At 36.7% G+C, this 24774-nt stretch carries 23 protein-coding genes; all 23 read right to left on the bottom strand.

Annotated elements, in window-relative coordinates; genetic code table 11:
• Positions 1-27 precede the first annotated feature (27 nt).
• The 23 genes from hslU to smc all read right to left on the bottom strand — a co-directional run bounded on the left by hslU (position 28) and on the right by smc (position 24645).
• The gene (gene hslU, locus K9V48_RS06305) at positions 28-1428 is read right to left on the bottom strand and encodes an ATP-dependent protease ATPase subunit HslU (RefSeq protein ID WP_224137863.1); all 1401 of its coding nucleotides are present in this window, start codon (positions 1426-1428) and stop codon (positions 28-30) included.
• 17 nt (positions 1429-1445) lie between these two features.
• The gene (hslV, locus tag K9V48_RS06300; RefSeq protein WP_224137861.1) at positions 1446-1988 is read right to left on the bottom strand and encodes an ATP-dependent protease subunit HslV; all 543 of its coding nucleotides are present in this window, start codon (positions 1986-1988) and stop codon (positions 1446-1448) included.
• Positions 1989-2012: 24 nt separating this feature from the next.
• Positions 2013-2921, bottom strand: coding sequence for a tyrosine recombinase XerC (gene xerC / locus K9V48_RS06295; RefSeq protein WP_224137859.1), 909 nt, complete (start codon positions 2919-2921; stop codon positions 2013-2015).
• A 63-nt stretch (positions 2922-2984) separates the two neighbouring features.
• The gene (trmFO, locus tag K9V48_RS06290; protein ID WP_224137857.1) at positions 2985-4295 is read right to left on the bottom strand and encodes an FADH(2)-oxidizing methylenetetrahydrofolate--tRNA-(uracil(54)-C(5))-methyltransferase TrmFO; all 1311 of its coding nucleotides are present in this window, start codon (positions 4293-4295) and stop codon (positions 2985-2987) included.
• A gap of 380 nt (positions 4296-4675) precedes the next feature.
• Positions 4676-6751: a type I DNA topoisomerase gene (topA, locus tag K9V48_RS06285; RefSeq protein ID WP_224137855.1), complete on the bottom strand. Its 2076-nt coding sequence runs from the start codon at positions 6749-6751 to the stop codon at positions 4676-4678.
• Positions 6752-7386: 635 nt separating this feature from the next.
• Positions 7387-8283, bottom strand: coding sequence for a DNA-processing protein DprA (gene dprA, locus K9V48_RS06280; RefSeq protein WP_224137853.1), 897 nt, complete (start codon positions 8281-8283; stop codon positions 7387-7389).
• 239 nt (positions 8284-8522) lie between these two features.
• Complete coding sequence (gene sucD / locus K9V48_RS06275; protein WP_224137851.1) at positions 8523-9425, bottom strand: succinate--CoA ligase subunit alpha; 903 nt, start codon at positions 9423-9425, stop codon at positions 8523-8525.
• 18 nt (positions 9426-9443) lie between these two features.
• Positions 9444-10604, bottom strand: a complete 1161-nt coding sequence (gene sucC / locus K9V48_RS06270; RefSeq protein WP_224137849.1) for an ADP-forming succinate--CoA ligase subunit beta — start codon at positions 10602-10604, stop codon at positions 9444-9446.
• Positions 10605-10819: 215 nt separating this feature from the next.
• Complete coding sequence (locus K9V48_RS06265) at positions 10820-11101, bottom strand: EscU/YscU/HrcU family type III secretion system export apparatus switch protein (RefSeq protein WP_224137847.1); 282 nt, start codon at positions 11099-11101, stop codon at positions 10820-10822.
• Entirely contained in the window at positions 11085-12308 is a 1224-nt protein-coding gene (locus K9V48_RS06260; RefSeq protein WP_224137845.1) for a hypothetical protein, read from the bottom strand. The genes K9V48_RS06265 and K9V48_RS06260 overlap by 17 nt, the downstream gene beginning before the upstream one ends.
• 16 nt (positions 12309-12324) lie before the next feature.
• On the bottom strand, positions 12325-13092 hold the full coding sequence (gene rnhB, locus K9V48_RS06255) for a ribonuclease HII (RefSeq protein WP_224137843.1): 768 nt from the start codon (positions 13090-13092) through the stop codon (positions 12325-12327).
• Between the two features lie 102 nt (positions 13093-13194).
• Positions 13195-14055 carry a ribosome biogenesis GTPase YlqF gene (ylqF, locus tag K9V48_RS06250; RefSeq protein WP_224137841.1) on the bottom strand — a complete coding sequence of 287 codons (861 nt, stop codon included), beginning with the start codon at positions 14053-14055 and terminating at the stop codon, positions 13195-13197.
• Positions 14056-14071: 16 nt separating this feature from the next.
• A complete protein-coding gene (lepB, locus tag K9V48_RS06245) occupies positions 14072-14623 on the bottom strand; it encodes a signal peptidase I (protein WP_224137839.1) in 552 nt (183 codons plus the stop codon).
• 258 nt (positions 14624-14881) lie between these two features.
• Positions 14882-15226, bottom strand: a complete 345-nt coding sequence (gene rplS / locus K9V48_RS06240; RefSeq protein ID WP_224137837.1) for a 50S ribosomal protein L19 — start codon at positions 15224-15226, stop codon at positions 14882-14884.
• A gap of 126 nt (positions 15227-15352) precedes the next feature.
• A complete protein-coding gene (trmD, locus tag K9V48_RS06235; RefSeq protein ID WP_224137836.1) occupies positions 15353-16087 on the bottom strand; it encodes a tRNA (guanosine(37)-N1)-methyltransferase TrmD in 735 nt (244 codons plus the stop codon).
• Positions 16087-16608, bottom strand: a complete 522-nt coding sequence (gene rimM, locus K9V48_RS06230; protein WP_308012510.1) for a ribosome maturation factor RimM — start codon at positions 16606-16608, stop codon at positions 16087-16089. The genes trmD and rimM overlap by 1 nt, the downstream gene beginning before the upstream one ends.
• 5 nt (positions 16609-16613) lie before the next feature.
• Positions 16614-16994: a YlqD family protein gene (locus tag K9V48_RS06225; protein ID WP_224137834.1), complete on the bottom strand. Its 381-nt coding sequence runs from the start codon at positions 16992-16994 to the stop codon at positions 16614-16616.
• A gap of 158 nt (positions 16995-17152) precedes the next feature.
• Positions 17153-17383, bottom strand: a complete 231-nt coding sequence (locus tag K9V48_RS06220) for a KH domain-containing protein (protein ID WP_111615433.1) — start codon at positions 17381-17383, stop codon at positions 17153-17155.
• A 14-nt stretch (positions 17384-17397) separates the two neighbouring features.
• Positions 17398-17670, bottom strand: coding sequence for a 30S ribosomal protein S16 (rpsP, locus tag K9V48_RS06215; RefSeq protein ID WP_111615005.1), 273 nt, complete (start codon positions 17668-17670; stop codon positions 17398-17400).
• Between the two features lie 251 nt (positions 17671-17921).
• Positions 17922-19262 (bottom strand): signal recognition particle protein, encoded by a 1341-nt coding sequence (ffh, locus tag K9V48_RS06210; RefSeq protein WP_224137832.1) that lies wholly within the window; start codon positions 19260-19262, stop codon positions 17922-17924.
• Positions 19263-19273: 11 nt separating this feature from the next.
• Positions 19274-19606: a putative DNA-binding protein gene (locus tag K9V48_RS06205; protein WP_224137830.1), complete on the bottom strand. Its 333-nt coding sequence runs from the start codon at positions 19604-19606 to the stop codon at positions 19274-19276.
• A 462-nt stretch (positions 19607-20068) separates the two neighbouring features.
• Positions 20069-21064 carry a signal recognition particle-docking protein FtsY gene (ftsY, locus tag K9V48_RS06200; protein ID WP_224137828.1) on the bottom strand — a complete coding sequence of 332 codons (996 nt, stop codon included), beginning with the start codon at positions 21062-21064 and terminating at the stop codon, positions 20069-20071.
• Positions 21065-21078: 14 nt separating this feature from the next.
• Entirely contained in the window at positions 21079-24645 is a 3567-nt protein-coding gene (gene smc, locus K9V48_RS06195) for a chromosome segregation protein SMC (protein WP_224137825.1), read from the bottom strand.
• Positions 24646-24774: the final 129 nt, after the last annotated feature.

The following is a 24774-nucleotide window of genomic DNA, read 5'->3' as shown; positions in this document are numbered from 1 at the left end:
TAGTTCCTCCTGTAGCATATTAAATTATTATAATATAAATTGACTTAGATCTTTGTTTTTTGATATTTTCCCAAGCTTATCTTCAACATATTGAGGTGTAATGATGATTTTTTCTAAATTTATATCTGGCGCTTCAAAGGAAAGGTCTTCTAATAGTCGTTCTAGTATTGTATGTAACCTTCTAGCACCAATATTATCAGTATCCTGATTTACTTCAAATGCAATTTCGGCGATTTTATATATAGCATCGTCAGAAAATTCCAATTCTATACCTTCAGTCTCAATTAAAGCTTGATATTGCTTTAATAAAGCATTATCAGGCTCTACTAAAATTTTCACAAAATCTTCAATACTAAGTTTCGTTAGTTCTACGCGAATTGGAAAACGCCCCTGAAGCTCTGGAATTAAATCTGATGGCTTTGCAATATGAAAAGCACCGGCAGCAATAAAAAGTACATGATCTGTTTTTACAGCCCCATACTTCGTTACAACCGTTGAACCTTCAACAATTGGTAGGATGTCACGCTGAACACCTTCTCTAGAGACGTCAGCAGATCCACCTTTCGATTTCCCTGCAATTTTATCAATCTCATCAATAAAGATGATTCCTGTTTGTTCAGCACGAATGATTGCTTCTTGAGTAACCTCATCCATATCAATTAATTTACTCGCTTCTTCATTTGTTAATACTTTTCTAGCTTCTCTTACTGTGAGTTTACGTCTTTTCTTTTTCTTTGGCATAAAGCTTCCTAAGGCATCCTGCATATTCATTCCCATTTGCTCCATACCTGAGCCTTGAAGCATATCAAACATCGATGCCTGTTGCTCTTCAACCTCAATCGTTACATAGTGATCTTCTAACTCTCCTAACGCTAACTGGTGTGAAATGCGTCGGCGTTTTTCTTGAACTGTGGATTCTTCATTCACACTTTCTTCTGACTCCTGGGATTGATTCCCTACACCACCAAATAACATTTCTAACGGATTTTTCACAGTGGTTTGTTTCTTTTTCCCTGGTACTAGGAGCTCAATTAAACGTTTATTCGCATTTTCTTCTGCAAGCCCGGTTACATCAGATATTTTTTCTTCTTTCACTAAACGAACTGCCGTTTCAGCTAAATCACGTACCATTGATTCAACATCTCTGCCTACGTATCCAACCTCTGTAAATTTCGTTGCCTCAACTTTAATAAACGGTGCGCGAACAAGCTTAGCAATTCTTCTTGCTATCTCTGTTTTCCCAACACCTGTAGGTCCGATCATTAAAATATTTTTAGGAACAATCTCTTCACGTAGTTTCTCATTTAATAAACTTCTTCGATAGCGATTTCTGAGTGCTACTGCTACTGCTTTCTTTGCATCCTTTTGTCCTATAATATATTGATCTAATCGTTCAACAATTTGTTTTGGTGTCAATTGTTTATTCAACCTATTTGCCTCCCTTATTAAAGTTCTTCGACAATGATATTTTGATTGGTATACACACAAATTTCCCCTGCAATTGTCAATGCTCCTTCAGCAATATCTTTTGCAGCTAAGTTGTCTCCCGCATAACGTTTCAAAGCTCTTCCAGCTGATAAGGCATAGTTTCCGCCAGATCCAATTGCTAAAATGCCATCATCTGGTTCAATAACTTCACCAGTTCCAGAAACAAGTAATAGATGCTCTTCATTCATAACGATTAGCATTGCTTCAAGCCTTCTTAACACTTTATCACTACGCCATTCTTTCGCTAGTTCAACAGCTGCACGTTGCAAATTACCATTATACTCTTCAAGTCTACTCTCAAAAAGCTCAAATAATGTAAAAGCATCTGCAACTGATCCAGCAAAGCCAGCAATTACTTTCCCGTTAAAAATTTTTCGCACCTTCTTAGCGGTATGTTTCATCACCACTGCATTTCCAAAAGTTACTTGACCATCGCCAGCCATTGCCGCCTTGCCATTATGTTGAATAGCAAATATTGTTGTTGCATGAAATTGAGACATTTTACTACCTCCTTGTATTTGCTTTTAAGCTCGAGGATGATGGGACAGATATATCTTTTTTAAATGCTCTTTCGTTACATGGGTGTACACTTGAGTTGATGATAAATGCGAATGCCCCAATAGCTCTTGAACACTTCTCATATCTGCGCCTTCATTTAATAAATGCGTTGCAAATGTATGCCTAAACATATGAGGGTGTATATGTAAAGTTAAGGATGCTTTTTTTATCAATTCATTTAATACGTGTCTAACACCACGGTCTGTCAAATGGCTTCCTCGATGATTGACAAATAAATAAGAATGTTGGTCTTGCTTGCTCAATTTATTTAGTAGCGATTTTCTGCCATCATTTATATATATTTCAATTGCATCGTGGGCATAACTTCCAAATGGAACATACCTTTGTTTGCCACCCTTCCCATGTACAAGAACGGTTCCGATATACAAATCAATATCTGATAGTTGTATATTACAACACTCGCTAACACGAATTCCCGTTCCATAAAGAACCTCAATTAACGCCTGATTTCTTTGCCCTAACGGATTGGTACAATCTGAGATTGAGAACAACTGTTCAATTTCTTCTTCGTAGAGAAATTGCGGGATTTTCTGTTCTCTCTTTGGTAATGACACTAATGAAAAAGGATTTTCGCTTAGCTTTTCTTCTCTAACAAGAAATTTAAAAAAGCTTCTTAAGGAAGATACTTTCCTTGATATTGTTTTTCTAGAATACTCTCTTTTATGTAACTCCGTTAAATATAAACGTGTATCATTATAGGTTATTTCTTCTAGATGTATAATCGCTTGTTCTTTCATGAAGGAAAAAAGATCCTCAATATCTGCGACATAACTCACAATTGTATATTGTGAATAATTTTTCTCGATTTGTAAATATTCAACGAAGAAATTTAAATAAATCTTAACATTATCCATTTTAAACACCTCACAAGGGCTACTAAATGTTATCACAACTCTAGTAACCCCTGCAAATTATTTCTATATATTTTTCGAAATTTTTTGAATTTTTTCCAATGCTCGCGTTGCGTGCATTTCATTTCGTTCCTTTTTATTTCTTATCCGTTCAGGTAATTCTGCAAAAATACCGAAGTTTGCATTCATTGGTTGGAAATTATCAGCGTTCGTTGTAGTTATATATTTTGCCATACTTCCAATCGCTGTTTCATTTGGAAATTCAATTAAGTCTTTCCCTAAAACGAGATGAGCTGCATTTATTCCAGCTACAAGTCCTGAAGCAGCAGATTCAACATATCCTTCAACACCTGTCATTTGTCCTGCAAAAAATAAATCTTCTCTATCTTTGTATTGATATGTTGATTTTAACAATCTCGGCGAGTTAATAAAGGTATTCCGATGCATAACGCCGTAACGAACAATCTCGGCATTTTCTAAACCTGGAATTAAAGATAGTACTTCTTTTTGTGGTCCCCATTTCAGGTGAGTTTGAAAACCTACAATATTATATAATGTACCAGCTGCATCATCCTGACGTAGCTGGATAACGGCATATGGTCTTTTCCCTGTTTTAGGATCTTCTAATCCAACCGGTTTTAGCGGTCCGAATAACATCGTTTTTCTTCCCCTTGCGGCCATCACTTCGATTGGCATGCAGCCTTCAAAGAATATTTCCTTTTCAAATTCTTTTAAAGGAACAGTTTCAGCAGCGATTAACGCATCATAAAAACGATTAAATTCTTCTTCTGTCATCGGGCAATTTAAGTATGCCGCTTCCCCTTTGTCATAACGGGATTTTAAATACACCTTGTCCATATCAATGCTATCTTTTTCAATAATCGGTGCAGCAGCATCATAGAAATATAAATACTTCTCACCAGTTAAGGTTTTTAATTGATCTGAAAGGTTCTTAGATGTTAGTGGACCTGTCGATATGATTGTTGGGCCGCTTGGAATCTCACCAACTTCTTCATTTATAACCGTCACATTTGGGTGATTTTTCACAAGTTCAGTTACTTTTGCAGCAAATTCATGACGATCTACCGCTAGAGCTCCACCCGCAGGAACTGCACATTCATCAGCCGCTTTTATAATTACTGAATCAAGGATTCTCATTTCTTCTTTTAACACACCAACGGCATTTGTTAACGTATTTGCTCTTAAAGAATTACTGCAAACTAACTCTGCAAATTTGTCAGTATGATGTGCTGGAGTTTGTTTAACAGGTCTCATCTCGTATAATCGAACCTGAATACCTCTCTTAGCTAATTGCCATGCTGCTTCACTTCCTGCTAAGCCAGCTCCTATTACGTTTACTACTAAATTTTGATTCATTTATTATCCTCCATCAACTAATCTAATTAAGGCATTTCATGCTGTTTCTCTATATGGAACATAGAAGTTTATAAAGCGAGACTTCCATCAGTGGGGGTTCTTTATCCCCCACTGATGGTTAGCGAGACTTACCTTAGCTTTTACGGGCAGCTATCCCCTAGCATTGCTTCTTTGATTACTCAAGCTCAGAGGTGGGGGTATTACTGCCCGTTAATGCGGGATAAAGAAACTCGGCTTGCCGTCGATTCATTCTGATCAGACATCTGACTTCTCTTCTTAGACCATATCATCAACTTTACTACTTTTATTTATTTCCCAATATTTCTACAAAATACCAGGAAATCACCCCACTTAAAAGAGGTGAGCTAAAAGCCGCTCACCTACTTTTGTTGTTCTTCTTTATAATCACATTCCATACATTGAACCTGAATACCTTTTTTCAGTTTTTTCTCAACTAACATATTGTCGCATTTTGGACAGTTTCTTGCAATCGGTTTATCCCAGGACAGAAATTCACATTCTGGATATTGATTACAGCCATAGAAGATTCTGCGTTTTTTTGATTTTCGCTCAACGATGGAACCTTCTTCACAACTTGGGCATTTCACACCGATTTCTTTTACGATCGGTTTTGTGTTTCGACAATCTGGAAAATTTGAACATGCCATGAATTTCCCGTATCTACCCATTTTATAAACCATTGGATTGCCACATTCTTCGCAATCGACGCCCGCAGGTTCATCTTTAATTTCGATTTTTTCCATTTCATTTTCTGCCTTTTCTAAGCGCGGTGAAAAATCCTTGTAAAAATCATCAATTATTTTAATCCATTCAATCTGACCTTCTTCAACTCCATCAAGACTATTTTCCATATTCGCAGTGAACTCGACATTGATGATTTCGTGGAAAAATTCCAAAATAAGTTCTAACACTATTTCTCCAAGTTCAGTTGGAACAAAACGTTTATTATCAAGTGACACATAGCCTCTTTTTTGAATAGTGTCAAGTGTTGGAGCATATGTTGAAGGACGACCAATCCCAAGCTCCTCAAGTGTTTTTACTAAGCGTGCCTCTGTATACCGGGGTGGTGGCTGTGTAAAATGCTGAGCTGGTTCAATATCTTTCGAAAAAATCTCATCACCTTCGTTTAAATCCGGAAGTAATCGGTCTTTCTCTTCGATTTGATCATCATTTCCTTCGACATATACTTTCATGAAACCAGGAAACTTAATTTTTGAACCAGTTGCTCTAAACATGACACCGTTGTTCAACAAATCAACACTCATTGTATCTAAAATCGCAGATGCCATTTGGCTAGCAACGAAACGCTCCCAAATAAGCTTATACAATCTAAGTTGATCTCGACTTAAAAACTCTTTTAGCGCTGAAGGTTCACGTAAGGTTGATGTTGGACGAATCGCTTCATGGGCATCTTGAGTATTTGTGTTTTTCTTTACTACTTTGGCTTGTGTACCAAGGAATTCTTTACCGTATTTAGTATCTATGTACCCCGCGGCTTCACTCTGAGCAGTTTCGGATATTCTCGTAGAGTCTGTTCTCATATAAGTGATTAATCCAACCGTACCGTCTTTACCTAAATCAATTCCTTCATATAGTTGCTGAGCAAGCATCATCGTTTTCCTCGCTCTAAAGTTTAACTTACGAGCAGCCTCCTGTTGTAAGGTCGATGTTGTAAATGGCACGGCCGGATTTCTTTTTCGTTCTCTTTTTGTCACTTTATTAACGGTAAATTTATTTCCCTCAATAACTTCTAAAATAGCTTTCACATCAGATTCTGAGGTTAACTCTTTTTTCTCGCCATTAACACCATAAAAAGATGCTTCAAACTCCTTTTGTCCCTTTAAAAATTGGCCTTCAATTGACCAATATTCTTCAGGAATAAATGCTTTTATCTCTTTTTCACGGTCGATAATTAACCGCACTGCAACAGACTGTACTCGTCCAGCGCTTAGACCCTTTTTAACCTTTTTCCATAGAATCGGGCTAATTTTGTAGCCTACAAGTCTATCTAAGACACGTCTAGCCTGTTGGGCATCCACAAGATCCATGTTAATCGACCTTGGATGCTTAAATGACTCTTGTATTGCATCCTTAGTAATTTCGTTAAATACAACTCGACAATCAGAGTTTATATCTACATCAAGACTGTGAGCCAAATGCCATGCAATCGCTTCCCCTTCGCGATCAGGGTCAGCTGCAAGATAAATCTTTTTGGCCTTTTTGGCAGCCGTTTTTAATTCCTTCAGTACCGACCCTTTTCCTCTAATTGTAATATACTTTGGCTCAAAATTATGTTCAACGTCTACCCCAATTTGGCTTTTAGGTAAATCCCTAATATGTCCCATCGAGGCCTTAACTTTATATTTTTTTCCTAAATAACGTTCAATTGTTTTTGCTTTTGCAGGTGATTCAACAATGACTAAATAGTCCGACATTCCTTTTGTCCTCCTTAAGAGGTATTCTCTCTTTATATTTCTTTTATTATCTTTTATCTATTGAAAGGTTATATGTTTGGGAATGATCACTTTTCGATCATAATGGTTGGTATGAACCTTATACGATAAGAAGAGTAATCGAAGGAATCTATTAAGGAAACTACCTTCAAAAATGATGTTTTATTTCCAACAAAGCGGAAATAGAACGTTTTGCATATTATTTACAGTAACATCTTGTTTGACTTAGTAAGCTGTATTTACGATTTACTGTCTATATATGTACGTTTAGTTCTACCAAGTAGCAGGTAAACCCCAATAAATATGGTAAAACATTATAAATCTCCACTATTATTAAATATTCCTACACGTTTTGTCAAACAGAAATAAATAAATTACGTTTATCATATCCTAAATTAGCAAGAAAGAACATGAATATTTTCACTTAAATGACAATTTTTGTGCTTTTTATATTTAATTAACTGGATGATTGGTATTTGAATGAGATGGCGATCGGACCTAAACGAACAGTCATCTCCCATCCTTTTTATTTCTCTTATATCTAGAGATAGAAGGTTTTACTCTCGTTAAATATGAGATAATTTATGTTAATTTTTCCTTCTATTTAAATAGTGGTTTCATCTTGTCAGACCGTTTTCTTTATAACGGAATTCTTCCATAATATGTGTGCCATCTTGAACTAATTTTGCACCACTTTGGATTAATTCATTTGTACCGGAACTATGTTCATCAAATATAGAACCAGGTACAGCAAAAACCTCTCGATTTTGCTCTAGGGCTTGGTTTGCTGTGATTAATGATCCACTTCTTTTCTTTGCTTGTATAATAATTGTACCGACCGATAATCCACTAATTATTCTATTCCTCATAGGAAAATGCCATTTCTGAGGAGGTGTTGTTGGGGGATGTTCAGAAAGAATGAGATGAGAGGCCATCATTTTATTCGCTAAAGAAATATTCTGTTTTGGATATATATGAAATAATCCACCTGCAATAACAGCAATTGTTTTTCCATTATGCAAAATAGCTGATTCGTGCGCTAACGTATCAATACCTTTAGCCATCCCACTTACTATTATCCAGTTTTCCCTTATTAGAGGCTTCAAAAGATGTTCAAGGGCAGATTTACCATATTGCGTAGGGTACCTTGTTCCTACAACGCTAATTAATTGACGGTGCTGCGCTAAGCTAATGTCACCTTTATAATATAATAGTGGTGGAGGGTCAGGTATTTCTTTTAATAGACGCGGATATTTCTCGTCATAAATTGCTACAAATAAAATGTTTTGTTCGTTATATTTTTGATAAAGTGATTCAAAATGAAATGAATTAAGCTCTTGCTTCATCGTTTTAACCTTTTCTCTTGAAAGGTTAAAATACAATTCCCATTCGTAATCTTTAAGCATATGAATAATATTTAATGTTGGATCAACTTGTAGAAGCTTGTAAAGTAATTGATTACTCATATTTCGACAATGTGATAATAAAAATAGTCTTTTTGTCACAATATCCATATTTTCCTCCTTTTATTGATATTCTAAATTTCTTGCATTCTACTGATTGCTTCACTTATTCTTTTTATATGACCATTAAATCTGTGTCAACTACATAAGAAAAGCGCAAGCGCCTTGTTCAGCCCCGAAAAGCATAAGACGCTTGCGATGGACACGAAAACTACGTCAAAAAATTTATACTTTCTTATCTTTATAAGAAAAAGGAACAGACAAGAGCCTGCCCCTTCATAAACATCATATCAATGCGTTTTGCATTTTTCATATAAGCCTTTTTCTTTCAGTACTGAAAGAAGTGTTTCACCCATTACTGATGGCGTTTCAGCCACTTTAATTCCACACTGGTTCATCGTTTTAATCTTTTCTTCAGCAGTACCCTTTCCACCAGATATAATTGCGCCTGCGTGGCCCATACGCTTTCCTGGAGGTGCAGTTTGACCACCGATAAAACCAACAACAGGTTTCGTCATATTCGCTTTTACCCATTCTGCAGCTTCTTCTTCAGCAGTACCACCAATTTCTCCAATCATGATAACTGCATAAGTATCCTCATCTTCATTGAAAGCTTTTAGAACATCGATAAAGTTAGTTCCGTTAACTGGATCTCCACCAATACCTACAGCAGTTGTTTGCCCAATACCAGCTTCTGATAATTGGTGAACAGCTTCATATGTAAGTGTTCCAGAACGAGAGACAACACCAACATGACCTTTTTTGTGAATATATCCTGGCATAATTCCAATCTTACATTCGTCTGCCGTAATTACACCCGGGCAGTTTGGACCGACTAAACGAGTCTTTTTGCCTTCCATATAACGTTTAACTTTTACCATATCTAAAACAGGAATATGCTCTGTGATACAAATAACTAAATCTAATTCGGCGTCTACTCCTTCCATTATTGCATCAGCAGCGAAAGGAGCAGGCACATAAATAACAGATGCCGTTGCACCAGTAGTTTGAACTGCTTCTTGAACTGTATTGAAAACAGGTACACCGCTTGCTTCTGTGCCACCTTTACCAGGAGTTACACCACCAACAATTTTTGTACCGTATTCTAACATTTGTTTCGTATGGAAAAGTGCTGTTGAACCAGTAATCCCTTGTACGATAACTTTCGTATCTTTATTAATAAATACGCTCATGCTTGTCCCCTGCCTTTCTTACCCTACTAATGAAACGATTTTTTGTGCTCCGTCAGCCATCGATTCTGCTGACGTAATATTTAATCCAGACTCATTTAAAATTTTCTTACCTAAATCAACATTTGTACCTTCTAGACGGACAACAAGTGGAATCTCTAAACCTACTTGTTTTGTTGCCTCAACAACACCTTCTGCAATGACATCACATTTCATGATTCCACCAAAAATGTTGACGAAAATCCCTTTAACATTTTCATCAGAAAGAATAATTTTGAACGCTTCTGTTACCTTTTCAGCAGTTGCACCGCCCCCAACGTCCAAGAAGTTTGCCGGTTCCCCACCATAGAATTTGATAATATCCATTGTAGACATCGCAAGTCCTGCACCGTTTACCATACAACCAATATTGCCATCTAATGAAATATAGCTTAAGTCGTATTTAGATGCTTCAATTTCTTTTGCATCTTCTTCTTCAAGATCACGGTATTCTACAATATCTTTATGGCGATATAAGGCATTTGAGTCAAAATTCAACTTTGCATCAAGTGCCAATACATTTCCATCACCAGTAATAACTAATGGGTTAATCTCAGCAATCGAACAATCTTTTTCGACGAAAGCTTGATATAATCCCATCATGAATTTCACTGCTTTTCCAACTAATTCGTTTGGAATATTAATATTGAAAGCAATTCTTCGGGCTTGAAAGCCTTGTAATCCCACTGCAGGGTCAATTACTTCTTTAAAGATTTTTTCAGGTGTTTTTTCAGCTACTTCCTCAATTTCAGTTCCACCTTCTTCAGATGCCATAAGAACGACCCGAGAAGTAGCACGGTCTAAAACAAGACCTACATAGTATTCTTTTTTAATGTCACAACCTTCTTCAATAAGTAAGCGTTTAACTTCTTTACCTTCAGGACCTGTTTGATGTGTCACAAGCGTTTTACCTAGAATTTCTTCAGCATATGTACGTGCTTCATCAAGGTTTTTAGCAACTTTTACACCGCCTGCTTTTCCGCGTCCACCTGCATGGATTTGGGCTTTTACAACCACTACATCTGTTCCAAGTTCTTTTGCAGCTTCAACTGCTTCATCTACAGAAAAAGCTACACGTCCATTTGGTACAGAAACTCCGTATTTACGAAGAAGCTCTTTCCCTTGGTACTCATGGATATTCATCTGCCATCCTCCTAATTGCAAGAATAATAAAAATATATTACGCTTTCATTTTATATTAATAGTTTAGTACTTGTCTACCGTTCAACTCAAAATAGTAAATTCTTTCAAGAAAATGAATTTTTATATTTTTAAAATAACGGTTTCGTTTTTAAATAATCAGTGCTCTAAAATGTTTTGTGCTCATTAAATTTAGAACTCTAAAAGGGGGAATCCCCCTATTGCTTTTTATCAAACTTATAAATAAACGCAAATATTTCAGCGACAGCTTCGTATAGTTCCTCAGGAATTTGCTGGTTGATTTCTAGCTTAGATAATAATTCGAGAAGCGCTGGGTCTTCTTGTATATAAACTCCATATTGATTTGCAGTCTCTATTATTCCTTCTGCAATTTGCCCTTTCCCTTTTGCAACAACTTTTGGTACGGATTCCTTTTCACTATCATATCTTAATGCAATTGCTTTTTTGTTTCCTTCTCCAAATTTATATTTTAATATCAACCCCATTATAGGAAGTGGTAATTTGCGGAATATTTACACGGTTAGTAGGTTTTCCACTAGATCCGCTAGAAGACTCAAAAGGCCTCACATTTACAATGGTAAGACGATAATTCATTTCATGTAATATTTCTTTCAGTCCATCACTATGTAAGGTGACAAGCTCACCTAGTGTCGCATTATTATTTCTTATTGTAATATTCATAATACGATTTTGGATTTGAACATCAATCAATGTTTCATTTAATGTAGGAAGCTGCAAATAAAATAATATCCGACAAAATGCAGGGTCTATTTTACCATCTTCTTGTTTTTTCCCTTGCCATTGAATCATCAAGTCTGTTTGATGATTGGGCATGAAAAAGGGAATTTGTGTAATGACGTGTAGGGTAGGCCCGATTACTTGTTGTTGAAGTAAGGATTGACCATGAAAGCGATGGATAAGTTGATCGATTTGCTCACGTAATAATGGTTGTGAAGTGTCGTTCTTAGCACCGATTAACAACTGCTTTAGAGACATTAATTCCTTCATATTTTTACCTATATGAAAGTCTATCGGCTTTTGAATTAGGTGAAAAAGAAATTCAGTTAACTGCTTCATAGCTTTTGATTGATGCTTTTCATGTTGAAGAGTATGAAACAATTGATCAATTTGCTTCACTAAAGGTATGCTTGTCTGTGCTTCAATGATTGATTTGACGACACCAATTGTTATTGGTAACTGTTTTTTCATTGAAGAAATAATCGCATTTACTACATTCGGCATTTCTTTCTTACTCGTATGCTTCAATATTTCTGTTGCAGCAACTACCTGTTCTTTTGTAATCGGTATGTTTTCATTTAATAATTTATTTACTAACATCACATTTTCTTTCGATGATCGTTGCTGAAATAAGCTTAATAAATCGATTGCAACAGATTGCTGAGATTTATTGTTCCCTTCTAGCTGTTTCATCATTTTCAAACTAACGCCTTGCTGTTCAGTACCTTTTACTCGAAACCAATACTTTTCAAATGGATTAATCGATGTTTCAAGTTGAGCAATTAGTTTCGAGCTCCCTACCTGGATTAGCGCTTTTTGTTCGGGAAAGAGCTTTAGCACTTGCCCCATTACGATTTGATTTTCCTTTAATAAAAGCTGTTTTTGAGGCTGTGACATTTGTGATTCGGTTAATTTGAAGAGGTTCCTTATTACAGATGTAGGATCCATTTCTACACTCTTTCATTTAGTAAACTAACGCTTTTACAGGCGCAAAGCTCTTGCGATGATGCACTGTTACTCCGTGAGTTTTTAATGCTTCTAAATGAAGTTTGGTACCATAGCCCATATGTTTTTCAAATCCATACTCCGGGAATTCTTTTGCAAGTTCCAACATGATCCGATCACGTGTAACTTTTGCGATTACTGAGCTCGCTGCAATTGAAACACTTTTCGCATCACCTTTAATAATCGATTCCTGTGAAATCGGAACATCTAATTTCATCGCATCAAGTAATAAATAATTTGGTTGAATTGTTAATTCTTTAATCGCATTTTTCATCGCTAGTTTTGTTGCTTCAAAAATATTGATTTCATCTATCATCTTTGGCGAAATGATGCCTATGCCAATCGCTTGGGCATTTTCTCTTATCTGTTCGTAAAACCTTTCTCTCATTGCTGCCGATAGTTTTTTGGAATCTGTTAACCCAGGTAGATAACAATCTTCATTTAAGATAACAGCCGCTGCTACAACAGGTCCTGCAAGAGGGCCTCTGCCGACTTCATCAACACCTGCAATCAAATGAAAACCTTTGTCATGAGCGCTTTTCTCATAGCTCGACATATGATAATACTGCTGCTGTAGCAATTTTTCTTGCTCATTCTTTTTATACCATTTTCCAACTAACTGCTGGACACCTTTTCTTGAATCCATTTTGCATTCTTCTAGAAATGGATCTTTATCGCTTGTAATTTCCGTTAGTTTCTGTTTAACTTCCTTAGTCGTTAATTGCATTTCTCTTAACTCCTTATCATTCTTCCTCTAGTCATTATATAGGGGTTTTTTCTAAACAAAAATAAAGACCCGCAAAATTTTGCGAGCCGAACTTTTTGTTCCTTATTGTTCAGTGAACTGTTTTGGTGTTTCAAAAGATAATCTTCCTAATTTATCAGAACGAATTTCTCTTAAAACAAGCTCAGATGTTTTGTCGTAGTCGATATACCCACCAGGCATGATACAACCCCGTTTTTTGCCGATTTCGTCAAACAGCTGTACAACCTCATTAGGTAATTCATCTATGTTAAAGCGCTCCTTGAGCCGATCCGGATAGTGTTCTCTTAGAAAATTCAGAGCAAATACCGTAACCTCTTGCAAATTCAAGATTGCATCCTTAATAGCTCCTGTCGTTGCAAGCTTAAATCCGACAAGCTGGTCTTCAAATTTTGGCCAGAGAATTCCCGGAGTGTCCAATAACTCGAGTTCATTGCCAACCTTTACCCACTGTTGCGCAGTGGTTACACCAGGTCGGTCTCCCGTTTTTGTAATATTTTTCTTTGCAAGGCGATTTATCAGTGTTGATTTTCCGACATTTGGAATCCCAATAATTAACGCACGGATTGCGCGTGGTTTAATTCCTTTAGATGCCATTTTGTCAAATTTTTCCTTTAATAATACTTTCGATAAAGCGGTAATTTGTTTAAGTCCTGTTCCTGTTTGAGCATCAATCGCAATCGCAGGAATTTCTCTTTCCTTAAAATAATCGATCCATTGCTTTGTTATGGATGCATCAGCTTTATCTGCTTTGTTTAGTAACACAATTCGTGGTTTAGATGAAACAATTTCATCGATCATTGGATTTCTTGACGACATTGGAATTCTAGCGTCAACAAGTTCGAAAACAATATCAATTAGTTTAAGCTTTTCTGTTACTTGTCTTCTTGCTTTTGCCATATGTCCTGGAAACCATTGTATAGTCATTTATAACACCTTCTTACTATTTCTCAAATCGTATATCAGAAATGGGCCAATAAACAAAACTCGTCTTACCCATCACTTCTTCTATTGGTACTGTACCGATGTGCCGACTATCTTTGCTTTGTCTTCGATTATCTCCCATTACAAAGATATGCCCCTCTGGCACAGTATCCTGTCCTATAATACTTTCTAAATCAAAAGGCTCGGTCAATGGACCATCGATCAATTGATCTTTGTATTCTTCAAGATATGGTTCTTCAAACGCTTCTCCGTTTATATAGAGAGTGTCTTCTTTATACTCCACACGATCTCCGGGTAAGCCAATGACTCTTTTAATGTAATCCTTATCCACTGTTGCATGAAAAACGACGATATCAAAACGTTTTGGTTCTCCGATTTTATACGAAAATTTATTGACAATCATTCTGTCTTGCGTATGTAAAGTTGGCATCATAGAGTGACCGTCAACAACGATTGGAGCGAAAAAGAAATACCTTATGACCGCTGCTAACAGCACCGCAATAATTAATGCTTTTATCCATTCTAAAAGTTCGTTTTTCTTTTTTGCCATCATATCACCCACTCTAGCAATCATTACGACCACAGTCTATAAATAATACTATACCCTATAAAAAGATATAGCAATCGAAGTGTTTAAAATTTAAGAGTTTCTCTCTTTTCATTTTCGCCACTAGGACAAAATTATTCAAAACGCTTCCGCTTTTAGCTGAAAAAGGAGCTTGTTTATTAAACAAGCTCCTTTTCAACTATACGGACAGTATCTAAAAACTGACCCATATATTTGAGACTCAGCATATGCTAAGCAATCTTATCGAATTTCTTTGATACGTGCAGCTTTACCACGTAATTTACGTAGGTAGTAAAGTTTAGCACGGCGAACTTTACCGCGACGGAGAACTTCTAACTTCGCGATCTTTGGTGTGTGTACAGGGAAAGTACGTTCAACACCTACACCGTAAGAGATCTTACGTACTGTAAATGTTTCGCTAATTCCACCACCACGACGCTTAATCACAACACCTTCAAAAAGCTGAATACGCTCACGAGTACCCTCGATAACTTTTACGTGTACACGTACTGTATCTCCAGGACGGAATGAAGGTAGATCAGTTTTAAGTTGTTCTTTTGTGATATCTTCAATTAGTTTTTGCATCGTCTTCAACTCCTTCCAACAGATGCTCATTCCAACATTTCATATTGCAGCGGAACATCCTTTTAAGTGACTGCTACTGCAAGTCACGAGATTTATCATACCATATTGCCGTTGTCCCTGCAATAGCTAGTTTTCATTTTCCCATCGTTTTATAATCGATTTTTGCTTGTCTGTTAAAGGATAGGATTCTAGTAAATCCGGTCTCCTTGTGAATGTTCTTCGCAGTGACTCTTGCTCACGCCATTCTTCAATTTTTTTATGATTGCCAGACAAAAGAACTTCTGGTACCTTCATTCCTCGAAAATCCGCAGGTCTTGTATAGTGAGGATGCTCAAGCAGTCCTGAACTGTATGAATCTAATATAGGTGAATCTTCATTTCCTAGTACCCCTGGAAGAAGCCTGACAACACTATCAGCAATCACCATTGATGCAAGCTCACCGCCTGTCAACACAAAATCCCCAATTGAAATTTCATCTGTTACGAGGTGTTCCCGAATTCGTTCATCATACCCTTCATAATGACCACAGATAAACAGGAGATGGTCTTCAGTCGCTAATTGCTCGGCTTTAGCCTGCGTAAATCGTTCTCCTTGCGGGCATACAAGAACCACTTTAGGTGTTGTATCTGATTGCTTCTTAAGATCCTCTACAGCATCAAAAATTGGCTGTGGTTTTAATACCATTCCGGCTCCACCACCATATGGATAATCATCAACCGTATTATGCTTGTTTGACGAATAATCTCGAAAATTAATGACGCGAAACTCTACAGCTTCTTTTTCCTGTGCTTTTTTTAAAATAGATTCATTCAACACACCATTAAACATTTCTGGGAAAAGGGTCATAAAATCGATTTTCATCAGTCTAGTAATCCTTCCATTGGTGTAATGATTACTTTCTTTTCATCAATATTGATTTCCGTCACGATTTCTTCGATGTAAGGAATGAGAAGATCTTTCCCTTCTTTTCGTTTCACAACCCAGACATCATTCGCTCCTGTTGCAAGAATTTCCCGAATCGTTCCTATTTCCTCTCCCTGATCAGTGTACATTTTGCAACCAATAATTTCATGGAAATAATATTCTCCTTCATCAAGCTCAGATAACTGATTTTCATCTACTTTTAATAAAGCTCCTTTAAATTGCTCAACATCCTGGATTGAGGGCATTCCTTCAAATGTCAGCAAGTCAAAATTTTTGTGTACACGATGACTATCAATAACAACCTTAATCGGATTGTCGGCTTCTTCTTTGAAGATGTATAAAGTATTCCCAGGCACATATCTTTCTTCAGCGAAATCCGTTTTTGAAATAACTCGAACCTCACCTCTAATTCCATGTGTATTTACGATCTTTCCTACATTAAACCATTTTTCTGCCACATTTATCACCTCAAGCGTATTTGATCGACAATTCCATCTTTTATGACAATCGCACTTTCTTTCATTAAAGCATTCCAATTATCACCAACATTTACTTCAACAATTGCTTCAACATCTTTTTCTTTCAATTCACTTCCAATGGGCAATGTATGTACTTGTTGAAGTTGAAACTCTACAAGTTTGGCTTTTTCTCGCCTTTTATCAATCTCTTTTAAAAATTGTGTTGCCAGCTGTTTACTCGATTTTTCAACCTTTTTATATTCAAAATATAATTGATCACATTCTTGTTCTAATAGTTTTTTCTTATTAGAAAACTGCTCGATTAGCGCCTGCTTACTCGTCTCAGTCAAAATCTGTTTGACTGCAACTTGGTGGAGTATTTTCATTATTATTCCTCCTCGACCTGAGCTTCATACGATTCTCTATAAGTCTAATAGTTCAATTTCCCGTCACTTATTAGCTTAACTTAGCAGCTAAGTGTAATCAATGGTACCGTCGTTTTAATTAAGTACAAAAAAAGGGGAGGAACCATCCTCACCCTTTTTTAGTCATTAATTTCAAATTGAATTCTTTTAGATGAATTAGATCCCGCTGCATTCACAACAGTTCGAATTGCTTTTGCTATTCGTCCTTGCTTTCCAATTACTTTGCCAATATCATCTTCATGAACAGAAAGGCGATACGTAATTTGATATTTAGTCTCCAGTTCAGTTATTTCAACATGTTCTGGTGAGTCAACAAGTGGTTTCACAATTGCTTCGACTAACTCTTTCATCTCAGTTACAGTCATTATTTGCTGTATTTTGCGTTATGGAATTTTTCCATAATACCTTGGTTAGAGAACAAGTTACGTACTGTATCAGAAGGTTTAGCACCATCTTGCATCCATTTCAATGCTAATTCTTCATTAATTTTTACTTCTGCTGGTTGAGCAACTGGATTGTATGTTCCAACTACTTCAATGTAACGTCCATCACGTGGTGAACGAGAATCTGCTACTACAATACGATAAAAAGGAGATTTTTTTGCTCCCATACGTTTCAAACGAATTTTAACTGCCATTTTATAAAGCACCTCCGAAATTATTTCAACAAGATAATATGTTATCAAATAAGTGATATGATGTAAAGGTTTTTTTCTTGTCAGAAGAAAATTCCTTTAAAAAAGTTGTTTTTTGTACTTGGTTTTAGTGTCTAGCTCCGGCGCCTAGCCCCTCGAGGTCACAAGCCAATTAGGAATTGAAGGTAAAGAACACCTTCTATTCCTAATCGTCTTGTGCTTGTCGGGGCTGAGCAAGGCGCCTCCGCATTTCATTACATAAATGGGAATTTCATCCCTTTTTTCTTCCCCTTTGTCATACTTGTCATTTGCTTCATCATTTTTTTCATATCTTCAAATTGCTTCAAGAGGCGGTTTATCTCTTGAACTGATGTTCCGCTTCCTTTCGCAATTCGTTTTTTACGTGAAGCATTCATGATTTCGGGATTTTGTTTTTCAGCCTTTGTCATGGACTTAATAATTGCCTCTACATGACTAATCTGTTTTTCATCAACCTGAACGTTTTTAAGGCCTTTGACCTTGTTCGCTCCTGGAAGCATGCCAATTAAATCTTCTAATGGACCCATGTTACGAACTTGGCTCAATTGCTCAAGGAAGTCATCGAAAGTAAATGACATTGTCCGCATCTTTTGCTCAAGCTCTTTCGCCTTTTCTGCGTCTACATTTAATTGAGCCTTTTCGATTAGTGTTAGAACATCACCCATACCGAGGATCCTTGATGCCATACGTTCTGGATGGAATGCTTCTAATGCATCAAGCTTCTCACCAAGACCAACAAATTTAATTGGAGTGTCTGTAACAGAGCGAATAGATAACGCCGCACCACCACGTGTGTCACCATCTAGTTTTGTCAGGACAACACCTGTTAGTCCAAGCTGTTCATTAAAACTTTTAGCTACATTCACTGCATCTTGACCTGTCATCGCATCAACGACTAAGAAAATCTCATCAGGCTTAGAAATTGCTTTCACCTGTTCTAGCTCTTCCATTAACGTTTCATCAATATGAAGACGACCTGCCGTATCAATGATAACATAATCATGATGTTCATTCTTTGCATATTCAAGGGCTTTTGTTGCAATTTCAACAGGACTAACTTGATCACCTAAAGAAAAAACAGGCATATCTAATTGTTTACCTAACGTTTCCAATTGTTTAATCGCTGCAGGGCGATAGATATCTGCTGCAACAAGCATTGGCTTACGATTGTATTTTTTCCGTAATAGATTTGCAAGCTTTCCAGTTGTCGTTGTTTTACCAGCACCTTGTAAACCAACCATCATAATGACTGTTGGTGGGCGATTGGAAACTGCGATTTTACTTTGCTCCCCACCCATTAATACCGTTAGTTCTTCTTTTACAACTTTAATGACCTGTTGGCCAGGTGTTAAGCTTTTCATGACCTCTTGACCAACGGCGCGTTCACTGATACGCTTTATAAAGTCTTTTACAACCTTGAAGTTAACATCAGCTTCGAGAAGTGCGAGACGAACCTCTCTCATCATCTCTTTTACATCAGCTTCTGAAACCTTCCCTTTACCGCGAATTTTCGCCATCGTATTTTGCAGTCGGTCGGCTAATCCTTCAAATGCCATAATGCCGCCTCCTAATCTAATTTCTCAAGTTCACTAAGTAATGTAGCAAATTCCTCATATTTATCTGTGTTTGCAGTATATTCACGAAGTTTTGTCATTAACTCTTGACGCTTTTGAAACTTTCGAAATAATAATAGCTTGTCTTCGTATTGCTCCAGCATTGCTTCAGTTCGTTTAATGTTATCATAAACAGCCTGTCTACTAACATCATATTCTTCTGCAATTTCACCAAGAGAGAAATCATCCAAATAATATAATGACATATAACTTTTTTGTTTTGGAGTTAATAACGATTGATAAAAATCAAACAGATAATTAACTCTTGTCGTTTTTTCAATCGTCATATTGATTCATCCCTTTGTTAAGTGAATTACCTTTACAGATAACAGTCTACATATGTAAATATCCTTTGTCAAGTAGTTTGGGAGAGATATTTTAGTTCTCTATTATGAGTTATTATAAGAAAAGCGCAAGCGCCTTGTTCAGCCTCAGGCAAATAAAACGCTCAGGAATAGATGGTGTTCTTTGCCTTCAATCCCTGAGTGACCTAGACCCAAGAGGGGCTAGGCGCTGAACACGAAAACTAAGTCAAAAAATTTATGCTTTCTTATCTTTTAAAAAAGAGCAAACTTAAACAATGGCCCATCAGCCAATGTTTGAGTTTGCTCTTATCTATTCGTTCTGACGTGGGATATGATCCACTTAGTTGTTGAGACTAACCATTAATGAATTGAGGATTATAACCATCGTCGTTTGATTAGAGTCAACAGTGCTCTAAAACCACCGAGGCGCTTTCACTGTTCTTATCAATCTTCCTGCTCTTCAATGATTCCAGAGAAAAGTCCGTATACATACTGTTCTGTATTGAATTCCTGCAAGTCATCCATTTTCTCACCAAGCCCTACCAATTTCACAGGGATATCGAGCTCACCTTTAATCGCCAAGACGATACCACCTTTTGCTGTACCGTCTAATTTAGTTAATACGATACCAGAAACATCTGTTGTTTGTGAGAATTGCTTCGCTTGAGTCATCGCATTTTGACCTGTAGTTGCATCGAGTACGAGTAAAACCTCATGTGGAGCGCCAGGAATTTCTCTTTCAATCACTCGTTTTACCTTTTCAAGCTCTTTCATTAAATTGACCTTATTTTGAAGTCTACCTGCTGTATCACATAACAGCACATTGACGTTGCGTGCTTTTGCAGCTTGCACAGCATCATACATAACCGCAGCAGGATCCGAGCCTTCAGATTGCTTTATGACATCAACCCCAACGCGTTCACCCCATACCTCAAGTTGCTCAATAGCACCTGCTCTAAAAGTGTCACCGGCAGCTAAGAGGACAGAATTCCCCTCACTTTTTAGTTTGTGAGCTAATTTCCCAATTGTTGTCGTTTTCCCCACGCCATTCACACCGACAAACAACACGACGTTTAGTCGATTAGGTTGAATGTTTAGTTTGTTGCTTTTATCTTCTTCTTGTTCACCTTGATAGATTTCTACTAGCTTTTCTGATATTACCGCTTGAACCTCTTTTGTATCTCGGATATTTTGACGTTTAACTTCCATTTTCAATTCATCAATCAGATCCATAACAGTTGTTACACCAACATCTGCACTGATCAGAAGTTCCTCAAGTTCTTCAAAAAAATCTTCATCTACTTTACGATATTTTGCAACAAGATCATTCATTTTACCTGCAAATGAATCACGTGTTTTTGTTAAGCCTTCCTTAAATTTCTCTGTGACAGAATCAGTTTGTTTTGTGATTTTTTCCTTTAATTTTTTAAAAAAGCTCATATTTATTCGTCCCTTCAGCTAGATTGTACTAATTCATTTGAATCTTCAAGTCTTACGGATACAAGCTTGGAAACTCCTGATTCTTGCATTGTTACTCCATACAGTACATCAGCTTCTTCCATTGTTCCTTTTCGGTGTGTAATCACGATAAATTGTGTTTCATGGCTGAATTTTTTCAAGTATTGGGCAAAGCGAAACACATTAGCCTCATCAAGTGCTGCTTCCACCTCATCAAGTACACAAAATGGAACAGGCCGAACCTTTAGTATAGAGAAGAGTAATGCGATTGCTGTTAAAGCTCGTTCTCCACCTGATAATAAACTTAGATTTTGCAGTTTTTTACCTGGTGGCTGCGCAATGATATCGACACCAGTATTTAATAAGTCTTTAGGATCAACTAACTTTAATTCAGCCCTTCCCCCACCAAACAACGCCTGAAATACGATTTCAAAATGAGAACGAATGGCATTAAAAGTTTGTTCAAATCTTTTCTTCATTTCTTCATCCATTTCATCAATGACCAGATAAAGGGTATCTTTTGCCTCAAGTAAATCACTCTGTTGCTCTGATAGGAAGGTAAAACGTTCAGAAATACGTTCATATTCATCAATCGCACCTAGGTTTACTGTCCCTAACTCATCAATCGAAAGCTTGATCAATTTCACCCTTTTTCTCGCTTCATCGATATCCATTTCAAGGGAATATTTTTCCTTTGCACCTTCAAAGGTTAACGAATATTCTTCCCTTAAGTGATTGAGGAGATTATCTAGTTCAACATCGAAGCGATTAAGCTTAACCTCTTCGTCCTTGAGGCTATCATGAAATTGTTTTTCTTGACGCTTAAATTCCTTCAATTCGCGCTCTTCAAACTCAAGCTTTTCAAATAATTGAAGACGTTCCTCTCGTCTTGTAGCAATTAACTCTATTGTTTTATTTTTATCTTGTAGCTTTTTACTTGCAGCTTCTTCTAGTTTCTCCTCACCAGAAGAACTCGTATTCATTTCATTCGATAGCAATGAATAATCTTCTTTTGCTTCCTCATATTTTTGGAGTGATTGTTGTAAATCTAGCTTTATGCGTTCAACCTTTTCTTTTTGGTTTTCATAAATCTGCTGCTTACTTGCAAAAACAACCTTCAAGTCAGTCAATTCATCCTGTAACTCAGCTTTTGATGTTTGCTGAGATACTTTTTTAGCTGATAATTCCTCAAGCTCATCATCTAATTGTTTTAGCTTAGTAGAAATTGTTTGCACGTTTTGAGTAAGCGTCATTTTCCGAGTCGTATACCTTTCCTTATCAGAATCATAAGATTCACGCTCTGCATCATATAGCATTAGATGATCGTTAACATTTTTCTCATTTAACTCAATTTCTCTCTTTTCACTTCTAATCATTTGCTCTTCAATTCGGAGCTGCTCTCCCAACGAACGCAACTTTTCAAGTAACTCTTCTTGTTTTTCAATCGTTTCCTTTGTCTCTTTCACGTCTTTTTCAAGGTGGGCTGTTTTCTCTTCCATTACTAGTAGCTTCTCATTAATTGCTTCTAATTCACGGCCACGACTTAATAAAGAATTGTTCTTTTGTTTAACAGCTCCACCCGTCATTGATCCACCAGGATTAACAACGTCACCTTGGAGTGTAACGAGACGATAGCGATAATTCATTAGTTTTGCAATTTCATTTGCACCCTTTAAGTCAGATGTTACAATAACCGTTCCAAGAAGATTAGCGATAACCTTTTTAAACTTGTCTTGATACTTTACTAAATCTGTCGCCACGCCAACAAAGGCTTGATGGGTTTGAATCAGTCGAAGATCATGTTGAGCAATCGATCGTTCTTTTATTACCGATAGCGGAAAAAACGTTGCTCTGCCGAATGAATTTTTCTTTAAAAATTGGATGGCTTTCCGCCCAGTAGCTTCATCTTCAACAACAACATACTGCAACGAACTGCTTAACGCAATTTCAATCGCGGTTTCATACTGCTTATCAGTTGAAATTAATTCAGCAACCGCTCCATGAATTCCGCCTAGTTGATCCTTAGCTTTTAAAATTTCCTTTACTCCTTGGAAGAACCCAGCATAATCTTCTTGCATTGATTCTAGTACATCTTTCCTAGATCGAGTTTGCTGGAGGATTTGATATACTTGATATAAAGCTGATTCTTTCTTTTGATACGCATTTTTTCCACTTTCAAGCATCGTTTGTGCATCGCGGAAGCTTTTGATTTGTTCAGATAATTTACTTTCAATTAATGAATATTTTGCTTCAATCTTTGTTTTTTTAACTAAAATCTCTTGACGTTCTGTGATATATCGTTGATTCGAGTCTAGTAGTTTTATATTTTTTCGTTCCTGTTGGCTAAGCTGCTCGTCTAAATATTGAATTTCATTTCGCGCTGAAGCTTGCTCGTTAAGAAGCTCGAAATATTCACTTTTTAAACCTTCTATCGTTTCTTCGACATTTTGATTGAAGGATGAAATGAGCGCTTGCTTTTCAGCTAATTGTTCCTTAATCGATTGTACCTCTTTCGTAAAGGTAACTAGGTACGACTCTTGATTTTGTTTTTCTTTGTTTAAATGCGATAAGCGGTCAGTTAGTTCTGTAATTGTTTTTTCTAACATCGCCTTATTTTGATGAGCATTTTTCTTTCGTTCTTTTAGAACTTCTTTTCTACCTTCTAATTTTTCTAACTCTTCACTTGCTAGTAGGAGAACCTGCTGCAGGTCATGAATAGAATCGTCCAATGCAGCTAAATGATCACGCATTTTTACTATTTCTGATTCTCTTTTTTGAATTGTTGCAGAAAGCTTGAGTTCACGGTCCTTCCCTTCTTCAAAGGATTTAGTAAGTGCTTCGTATTTTTGATACAGGTCCTCAATTTCGTGTACCGTTAATGCTACCTCAATTTGCTCTAATTCATCTTTCTTTTGGAGGTAATCCTTTGCAATCGAAGCTTGGATTTTTAATGGTTCAACTTGATTTTCAAGCTCATGCAAAATATCTTGAACACGATTTAAATTTTCTTGTGTTTCTGCTAACTTATATTCAGCCTTTTTCTTACGGGTTTTATATTTTAATACCCCTGCCGCTTCTTCGAAAATCATTCGACGCTCTTCTGATTTGCTACTTAAGATTTCTTCAACTTTCCCCTGGCTTATGATTGAAAATGCTTCTTTTCCAAGACCAGAATCCATAAATAAATCAACAATATCCTTAAGTCGGCATCCTTGTTTATTGATAAAAAATTCACTTTCTCCTGATCGATAAACCCGACGTGTAATACTAACCTCACGATAGTCAATTGGAAGAAAATGATCATCATTATCGAGCGTTAGCGTAACTTCAGCTATATTTAACGCCTTTCTAGAATCACTGCCTACAAAAATGATGTCCTCCATTTTTGCTCCGCGAAGAGACTTAGCTGATTGCTCTCCTAGCACCCATCTAATTGCGTCTGTAATATTACTTTTTCCACTACCATTTGGTCCAACTACTGCTGTAACACCTTGAACAAAGTCAACTGATACTCGTTCAGCAAAGGACTTGAACCCTACAATATCCAATCGTTTGAGGAACATTGTGATCCTCCTTACTATATTCTATTATTACTCTAAAAGCGCAAGCGCCTTAGATATATGCTCCACCTAGATGAATGTTCATATTTTATCATACTATTTTAAAATGGGGTTGATAACTTTCCGGACAAT

The sequence above is a fragment of the Metabacillus rhizolycopersici genome, from assembly GCF_020075705.1.
Note: the sequence above shows the minus strand (reverse complement) of the source record. Positions and strands in the feature narration are given on the sequence as shown.